Genomic DNA, 8,596 nt, shown 5'->3' on the forward strand with positions numbered 1-8,596 from the left:
CCCGGGCTCTCCGGGCCGGTGGCGTCTCTGAGCGGTATGACGACACGACCCCGCGGAACGTCAGGGAGAGTCGAAGACCTGACAATCCGACGTGCTGTCTCGTCGGACCGCCGAGGGACGATCCGAGATCAGGGAGCCACCGGAACCATGACCGATCACGCGCAGTCACGGCACGACGAGTCCGACGCAGGCCTGGACGGGATCATCAGCGAGCGGCGGCGGCTGATCGGTCTCGCCTACCGGCTCCTCGGTTCCCTGGCCGAGGCCGAGGACGCGGTCCAGGAGACCTACACCCGCTGGTACGCCATGTCCCGACAGCAGCAGGACGCCATCGAGTCCCCCGGCGCCTGGCTGACGACGGTCGCCACCCGCGTGTGCCTGGACCTCCTCGGCTCGGCGCGGGTCCGGCGCGAGCGTTACATGGGCGAATGGATCCCAGAGCCGCTGCCCGAGCAGACCGACTGGATCAGCGGGCGCCCAGGCACCGCCGCGACCGATCCCGCGGACCCGGCCGACCGGGTCACACTCGACGAGTCGGTGAGCATGGCGTTTCTCGTCGCCCTCGAATCCATGACCCCGGCCCAGCGCGTCGCACTCATCCTGCACGATGTCTTCGGCTACCCGTTCGCAGAGATCGCCGGGATCACCGGCCGCACCCCGGCGGCATGCCGCGAACTGGCCTCCTCCGCCCGGCGCCGCGTCCGCGCCTCCCTGCCCCCTGCGGCCCCCGCAGCCCACCAGGCGGGCCTCGTCAGGGACTTCAAGCAGGCGTGGCACGCGCAGGACATCAACGCCCTCGTCAGACTCCTCGCCCCCGGCGCGACGTTCACGGCGGACGGCGGCGGCGTGGTCGCCGCCGCGCTCCACCCGATTGAGGGCGGCGAAGGAATCGCGCGCTACCTTACCGACCTCGCCGTCCGGGCGTCCGGCGGCCTGACGGTCCTGGAGCGCACGGTCAACGGCCGGGCCGGTCTGGTGATCGAGCACGAAGGCGTCCCCGTGGCCGTGTACGCGTTCGACGTCGCGGACGACCGGATCACGCACATCTGGGCAGTGCGCAACCCCGACAAACTCCGCCCGTGGACGGCGGCCTGACCGGCTGGACTTCGATACCGCGGCACCTCAAGTGCGTCCGCATCATCCGCCGCAGCATTCCATCCCAGCTCGGAGCGACTACCGCCAAGCTCACCCGCTCCCTCACCGAAGCCGGGCAGGAGGCACGCAGCCGCCCGCTTCCGGCCCGCCGCCGCAGGGACTGCCCACGGACGACGAGGCGCTCCCCCTCGGTCAGCACGTCCTCGTCCATGATCGGCAGGTGCGGGGGCAGAGGGCCGCCGGCGGCGCGCAGGGCAGCGGTGTACTTGGCACCGGACTTGGCGGCCGCGCGGGCCTTTCGGGCGGCGGTGCTCTGGTTCTTCGGCATGACGTCTCCCAGCCGGACAGGCCCACGCCCCCGGCCACACGTCAGGGCCATGGAAGGAAGAACGGCGCAAACGCGGAGCGGGTGGAGATCCGCAACACCACCCGCAACGCGATCAACCGCCGGGGCTGGACCCTGCGCGACAGGGATGGCGACCGCTACCGCTTCGACAACGTCCGCATCGGCGGGCGCGACACCATCCGCATCTACACCGGCAACGGCCGCGACACCCGCACCGACCTCTTCCAGGACCGCCGTGACTACGTCTGGGACAACCACGGCGACACCGCCACCCTGCGCGACGACCGCGGCCGCACCGTCGACACCGAGAGAGGGGGGCGCCGGATGCGCTCGGCGCCGGTGCTCCCCGGCGACGGTGCGGCCGCCCCGGGCCGAACTGCAGGCGGCAGCTGATCGGGCGTCCGCGGCTACCCGCGTGCGGCGGGGGTCGGACGTACGAGCGGACCTGGTTGCCGTTCGGGCCGGGTGTCGGCGCGCGGCGGTCGCGGTCGGCGAGCGTCTGGCCGAAGGCCGACAAGGACGTCGAGACCGCAGCAAGGAAGGCGGCCGGCACTTTCTGTACCGCAACTACTCACACCCGGGTGAGCACCGTGGAATCTCCATCTCGCTGGGGGTCTGTACGGGAGAATGCGCGCAGTTCTCGGAACTTGGGGGAGCCGGTGGCGCAGCGGGTGATCGCGGGCAGGTATGAGCTGCAGCAGTTGCTGGGGCGAGGCGGTATGGGGGAGGTGTGGGCGGCCCGCGACGGCGTGATGCAGCGTGCGGTGGCGGTCAAGATGCTTCAGGCGCATCTCGGGACGGCCGAGGGTGAGGCGCTGTTCTTCCGAGAGGCCCACACTGCGGGGGCGTTGAGTCATCCAGGAATCGTGACCGTCCATGATCTTGGACGGGACAGTGACGGCACGCTCTACCTCGTGATGGAGAACGTTCCCGGGCAGAACCTCCGCGTCGTGCTGGAGGAGGGCCTGCCGTCCGTCGCGGACGCCCTGGCGTGGACCGCGCAGGTCGCCGACGCCTTGTACGCCGCGCACACCGTCCGGATCGTGCACCGCGACCTCAAGCCCGTCAACCTGATGCTCACCCCGGCGGGCAGCGTGAAGATCCTCGACTTCGGAATCGCCCGCTACATCTCCAACCTGACCACGGGCAGCAGCCTCATCGGCACGCTTGCCTACATGCCGCCGGAGCGACTCCTGCACAAGGGCAGCGACGCCCGCGGAGACCTGTATTCGCTCGGCTGCGTGCTGTATGAGCTGCTGACCGGCCGCACCCCGTTCAGCGGCCTCGACCGTCCGGCCATGATGTACGCCCATATCCACACCCCGCCCGCGCCTCCCTCCAGCCACCGCCCGGGTCTGTCGCCCCGTCTCGACGCGCTGCTGGCCGAACTCCTTGCCAAGGAACCGGGCGACCGGCCTGCCAGTGCTGCCGAGGTCCGTGACCGGCTCAGCCACCCATCCGCGTCTACGTTTCCCGGAGCACTGCCGACCCTGCGGGCAGAGCCCGGCCACCGGCTTGTCGGCGCCGTCGCTGGTGACCTCCCGCCTCCACCGGCCCAGCCCGCCATGGCGAAGCCGTTCCCCCGAATCTGGACGCACACCACCGGCGGACGGGTCTATTCGTCACCGGCGGTCGTGGACGGCACCGTCTACATCAGCAGCGACGACACGAAGGTGTATGCGCTGGACGCGGCCACCGGCATCCCCCGCTGGACACGCACCACCGACCGCACCTGGTGGGATGTGTTCAACATGCGTCGGGCCGCTTCGTCGCCCGCAGTTGTTAACGGCACCGTATACATCGGCAGCGACAAGAAGGTGTACGCGCTGGACGTGGCCACCGGCATCCCCCGCTGGACATACACCGCCGGCGGCGTCTATTCGTCGCCGGCGGTCGTGGACGGCACCGTCTACATCGGCAACCAGGACAAGAAGGTGTACGCGCTGGACGCGGCCACCGGCATCGCCCGCTGGACATACACCACCGGCGGCGGCGTCTCGTCGCCGGCGGTCGTGGAGGGGACCGTCTACATCGGTAGCTGCGACAAGAACGTTTACGCGCTCGACGCGGCCAGTGGCATCCCCCGCTGGATGCACACCACCGGCGGCCAGGTCTGCTCATCGCCGACGGTCGTGGACGGCACCGTATACCTCGGCAACGACGACAAGAAGGTTTACGCGCTCGACGCCGCTACCGGCCGGGGCAGCGCCTCGTGACCGGTGGCGACCGGCCGCCTGGGGAATCTCTTTGGTGTAGCCACCGCACCTACAGCACCCCCAACAGCGCGTTGTCCTCCCACTGATCGACGACTTCGAGGTAGTCGGCAAGGACCTTGGAGTGCGGGGCCCATCCGCCCCGCTTGGCGATGACGATCTGGTCCTGGCCCTTCATCCGTGAGGATGTGGTCAGTCCCCGGCGGGCGCTGTGGCCGGTGAAGCGGACGTCGATCCCGGCGCGTTCGCCAGCGCGGGTGATGACGTCGCCGATGCCCTCGGGGCTGAGTCCGCCCTCGTGGAGGGTGTGCCAGCGGGAGTGCAGGCGCCATGCGGGTGTGCGGCCGCGTCCTTCTACGCCTGCCAGCTGCGGAGCGGGCAGATGGAGGGGCGGCTCCCGTACGGGACCGGGACGATGCGCGGGCGGACCTTGGACACGCGCAGCGGCGGGCGGCTGTCGCGGTCGGCGAGCGTGTTGCCGTCGGCTTCGGACCCAGGGCCTGCGTGCGCCGAGGCCGTTCGCCGGGTTCATCGGCGTGCGCACGTATTGACACATTTACGCTGTTCAGAGCGAAGCGTTGTTTCGACGGATCGGGATGCGATGAATACTCCGGCTCCCCACGTACAGGCGTGGCCAGTGGTGCGCTGGCGAGACATCGTGCACGCCTTCCGGCCTGACCACCCCGTGCGCGAGGCGCAGGTCAGAACGTCTGTCTTACCTTCTTGGTGGGTTCGAACTGGTCATTCGTAGGATCGGCGGAGCCCAGGGGCTCTGGGTATGGCTCGTTGCCTGTTGCAGTTGGTATGGCTTAGGCAACTTGGCCGCCCGGAGCCCCGCGACGACTCGACCACTAATTGGGAATCGCGACTCGGCCTGTCACGGCCGCGGTGGGTGGCGAGGTCGTCTGCGGGAACGGTATGACGACGAGCTGGCGGAGGGAATCGTGCCCGAGATCTGGGCCGGACTGGACATCGGCAAGGAGCACCACCACGCCGTGGCGATCGACACGGACGGCAAACGGCTGCTGTCCCGCCGCGTGATGAACGACGAGACCGAGCTGCTCCAGCTGCTCGGAGACGTCCTGGAGATATCCCGCGACGTGCTGTGGGCCGTGGACATCAACACCGGCATCGCCGCACTGGCGATCGGCCTTCTCCTCAACCACGGTCAGCCCGTGGCCTACCTCACCGGCCGGGCCGTCCAACAGGCGTCCACCACCTACCGGGGCGAAGGCAAGACCGACGCCCGCGACGCCTTCATCATCGCCGACCAGGCCCGCATCCGCCGCGACGTGAGCATGCTCCGCCCCGGCGACGACATCGCCCTCGACCTGCGGCTCCTCACCGCCCGGCGCTTGGACGTGGTCCACGACCGGACCCGCCAGATCAACCGCCTGCGCGCCCAGCTCCTGGAGTTTTTCCCCGCGCTCGAACGGGCCCTGGACCTGACGAAGAAGGGCCCCGTCGTCCTGCTGACCGCCTACCAGACCCCGGCCGCGATCCGCCGCATGGGCGTCCGACGCCTGGAGACCTGGCTCCGAAACCGCAAGGTCCAGAGGGCCGGCGCGCTCGCGGCCGCAGCCGTGGAAGCGGCCCAGGCCCAGACGACCGCCCTGCGTGGCGAGGAACTCGGGGCCTCGCGCGGCGTCGCGTCAACGTTCTCTGGGCCATGATCCGTGATCGCACCCCGTTCCAAGCAGTCCCGGTCCGCGCCGCAGCCGCGTGACAGACGGTGCTTGCGGAAGTTGCCAGTTCTACCGGGTTCACCCGCGCCCCGGCGAGGCTGCGGCACACAGTCCCCGTTCGGATGAACCATTTGCAGTGCTGGCTGGGACTACGGCGGCAGGTGGTGATCAGGGTGGTTGGCGCTGGCTAGGGTCCGTCGCATGAGCCAAACATGGCAGTACGACGTCCGAGCGGATCGCGGCTGGCAGGCGACGGACATCCGGAAGGTGGCCGACAGCAGCAAGGGAATCAGCGTTCACGCCGACGGTACGTGGAAGCACCATCCCGACTGGGACGCCGTCGGCCCCGACGGGAACATCCCGGGCAAGGAAGGAGCCTTTTACCCGCATCTGGTGGCCAGGGGCCGCACTGAGTACCCCCATTCCGGCGACGATGCCTACGTCGGCAGCCTGATCGGGAAGTGGGGACCGGACGGCGGGGTGTTCCGCATCAACAAGGGCCTGGTGTTCGACTGCGGCCCCAGCGCGGATACCAGCAAGACGCTCCACCTCGCTATCAATGATCGGCCCGACGAGCTCTCAAGTAACACCGGCGTCATGCACGTCTTCGCACGCATCTACGACAGCGGCGACCGCGAGCAGCTCTGGTACTACGACAGGATCGGCCAATGCTGGCGGACCTCTACGAACTGACCGCGAGGCTGTCGGGCTCGCCCCGCTGACCCACGCTCCGACCGAAGGAGCGGGGTGACCTCGCGTGATGTTCGAGTGCGCCGCTACTGAAGCACAGGGAAGCCTCCGGAACCTGTATGGCCGCCGGGGGCTTCCTCATGTCTGGAGACAGCAGGCTGCCCAGCGGTTCTGCGGCGCCTTGGAAGCCATCACGTCGGCCAACCCCACAGCATCACCCCGCCCTGCCGAGCTCATCAGCGATCCACGCCGTCGCCTTGACATCGAGATTGGGAAGTTGCGGCACGGCTGCGACGGCGCTGTCCGTGGCTACCGCTGTCCCGGACAGGTGCTGTCCGTCGTGTTCCCCTGACATGCGGTGACCGTGCCGGTTTCCCCCATCGCGGTACACATCGCAGAAGCGGTCCAGCATCTACGACACCGCGGCGGCACAGGCGCGAAACCCTGTGCCGCCAGGTGCGGTCTCCTGCGGCTCAGAAGTCGTTGGTGGACAGGTAGAGGTAGTGGTAGCCGACGCCGCCACCGTTGAAGTGCCAGTAGTTCTGGTCGTCGGGCCGGTTGCGCATCGCGTACAGGGCGGCGCGGTCGAAGCCGATGGTCCTCTCACACACCAGGTCGTCGTCGTTGGTGGCCCATCCCAGGATGGCGTTGAGCAGGCCGGCTGCGATGCCGAGCAGGGCCGCCCAGCCGGCGGCTTTCTCCGTCTCGTTGCCACCGGCCTCGGTCATGTCGACGGACGTGTCCACGGCCCATTCGGCGAAGTCCTTGAGGGCGCCGCGCAGGTCGTTGTAGAAGCCGCCGGAGCTGTCGTCGGCTTCCCAGCACTGGAACTCGACCGACAGGTGCTGGTCGACAGGGCCGCTGAACGCGTAGGTTTCGCGGGCGTTGAAGTCGTAGTCGAACTCCGTGGGGACATCGATGACGTCGGTGCCTCCGTACTCCCTGGTCACGAACGACTTCTTGCCCTGCTTGTCGCTGCCCGCGCCCACCGCCCAGAAGATCTCGTCACTTCCGGAGATTTCTCCCGACTCCCGCACACAGTCGAACTTCACCATCCGCACCCGCACGTCCAGCACGCCCTGGGTGTCGGCGGCCGGGCGCGGCCCGGTCAGGATCGTGACGCCCCGCCCGTACTCGCCCAGCGCCGCGGCGAACTCCTCACTGTCGGCCACGTCCTGCTTGCTGACGTCGACGATCTGCACATTGGGCTGGGCGCAGATCTCCTTGGCCAGGGCGGGCAGCGCGGCCTTCAGATCAGCCTTGCTGAAGCCGTTCTCCAGCGGCCGGCTGGTGATCGCCTCGGGGAGCACCGGGACCGCTCCGCGGGCGCAGGCGTCGCGGTAGGCCTGTCCGAAGGCGGGCAGTTCCTTTTCCGGCAGGAGCGTGGTGGCAGTCTTGATCAGGCGCTGTTCCAGGTCGGTCAGGGGCAGGCCCTTGTCCTGCCGGGCGGCCGCGTGCAGCAGCACCCCGACCAGCAGGTTCGAGGCGCGGTTCATCCGCAGCCGCCGCTCACCCCGGCTCTCACTTGCCCTGCACCTGCGTCCTGCCGGACAGCGAAGCGGTCACATGCTCCAGGCGCTGCTCAGCAGTAAATGATGATTTCGACATGAACAACCACATCCTTCACACAAACCCGGAAACGCCCCCAAAACCTGGGAACGCCACGCGCCGTGAGCGTAGCCACCGGAAGATCCATTCATGCGGCATATGCGGCATATGCGGCTACGGAAGTGATCGTGCTTCTGTGCGCGGGGGCGCACACGCCGGTCACACTCACCATCGGGCCGGGTCCGCCCCTGACCGCCCGGGCGCGCGGAGGCCCACGTCAAGGCCGGCACAAGACGGAGGGCGTTGACGAGCAGGGCCGGTCCGGGGTGACGAAACGAGGTGGCACGCTGGTCGTGGCTAGAGCGTGTTTCTTTGATGGTTGGGCGGCAGCTGACCCACTGAGACGCAGCCACACGCCGCCCAGGTGCAGCCTGCAAGCGGTCTACTCCGTGCGCACCTGCGCCGCCTGCATGCCCTTCTGCCCCCGCTCAGCGACAAAGGTGACGGCCTGGCCTTCCTTGAGGGACTTGAAACCATTGGACTCGATGGCCTTGAAGTGCACGAAGAGGTCATCACCACCGCTGTCCGGCGTGATGAAGCCGAAGCCCTTCTCGTCGTTGAACCACTTCACGGTTCCGGTCTGCCGATCGCTCATGTCCACTCCTGGGAGTCCTGACGGCCTCGCGCCGTTGCACTGATCATGGTGCGCAAGCATGGAGCGCAAACACAGTTGCCGCTGCGCGCGCGCCGCACTCGTGCTCAAATTCGAACATGAGATCTAATAAGAGTGACGCCGCCCGCATGCTGAGGAGACCGCCATGACTGTGACTGAGCGCGATAGTTGGCGCTTGAGCACGCTAGTTGGCGACTGAGCTCGACAGTTGGCGGAGTGCCGGGGCTCCTCATGGGCAGGTGGGACGGTGGGGTAGCGCGGACCGGGCCCCGGAGCGAAAGGGTCGTTTCGTGTTCGAGGAATTCGCCACCAGGACGGTGCGCACCAGTGAGGCGTCCGTCTTCGT

7 protein-coding genes and 1 pseudogene are annotated in these 8,596 nt (G+C 68.4%); 5 read left to right on the top strand and 3 right to left on the bottom strand.

Translation table 11 applies throughout. From position 1 onward, the window contains the following. Positions 1 to 147 precede the first annotated feature (147 nt). The 3 genes from sigJ (at position 148) to IF88_RS41710 (ending at position 3,657) form a co-directional block, all read left to right on the top strand. Entirely contained in the window at positions 148 to 1,095 is a 948-nt protein-coding gene (sigJ, locus tag IF88_RS0138965) for an RNA polymerase sigma factor SigJ (RefSeq protein ID WP_030724034.1), read from the top strand. 220 nt (positions 1,096 to 1,315) lie between these two features. After that, complete coding sequence (locus tag IF88_RS0138970; RefSeq protein WP_324617241.1) at positions 1,316 to 1,834, top strand: lamin tail domain-containing protein; 519 nt, start codon at positions 1,316 to 1,318, stop codon at positions 1,832 to 1,834. Positions 1,835 to 1,890: 56 nt separating this feature from the next. Next, positions 1,891 to 3,657, top strand: coding sequence for a serine/threonine-protein kinase (locus IF88_RS41710; RefSeq protein WP_158754896.1), 1,767 nt, complete (start codon positions 1,891 to 1,893; stop codon positions 3,655 to 3,657). Positions 3,658 to 3,706: 49 nt separating this feature from the next. On the opposite strand, the gene IF88_RS49250 is transcribed toward IF88_RS41710, so the two are convergent. Beyond that, the gene (locus IF88_RS49250) at positions 3,707 to 3,832 is read right to left on the bottom strand and encodes a hypothetical protein (protein ID WP_267884558.1); all 126 of its coding nucleotides are present in this window, start codon (positions 3,830 to 3,832) and stop codon (positions 3,707 to 3,709) included. Positions 3,833 to 4,598: 766 nt separating this feature from the next. On the opposite strand from IF88_RS49250, the pseudogene IF88_RS0138985 reads away from it, so the two are divergent. After that, positions 4,599 to 5,291 (top strand): annotated as a pseudogene (locus IF88_RS0138985) (IS110 family transposase); the annotation flags it as partial. Positions 5,292 to 5,540: 249 nt separating this feature from the next. After that, positions 5,541 to 6,032 (top strand): hypothetical protein, encoded by a 492-nt coding sequence (locus IF88_RS0138990; RefSeq protein WP_030724048.1) that lies wholly within the window; start codon positions 5,541 to 5,543, stop codon positions 6,030 to 6,032. A gap of 470 nt (positions 6,033 to 6,502) precedes the next feature. Here the strand turns inward: IF88_RS0138990 and IF88_RS0138995 are convergent, their stop codons facing one another. Beyond that, entirely contained in the window at positions 6,503 to 7,525 is a 1,023-nt protein-coding gene (locus tag IF88_RS0138995) for a hypothetical protein (protein WP_030724051.1), read from the bottom strand. 494 nt (positions 7,526 to 8,019) lie between these two features. Continuing rightward, on the bottom strand, positions 8,020 to 8,232 hold the full coding sequence (locus IF88_RS0139000; protein ID WP_030724054.1) for a cold-shock protein: 213 nt from the start codon (positions 8,230 to 8,232) through the stop codon (positions 8,020 to 8,022). Positions 8,233 to 8,596: the final 364 nt, after the last annotated feature.

The organism is Streptomyces sp. NRRL F-2580, from assembly GCF_000720115.1.
In the GTDB taxonomy this organism is placed as follows: domain Bacteria; phylum Actinomycetota; class Actinomycetes; order Streptomycetales; family Streptomycetaceae; genus Streptomyces.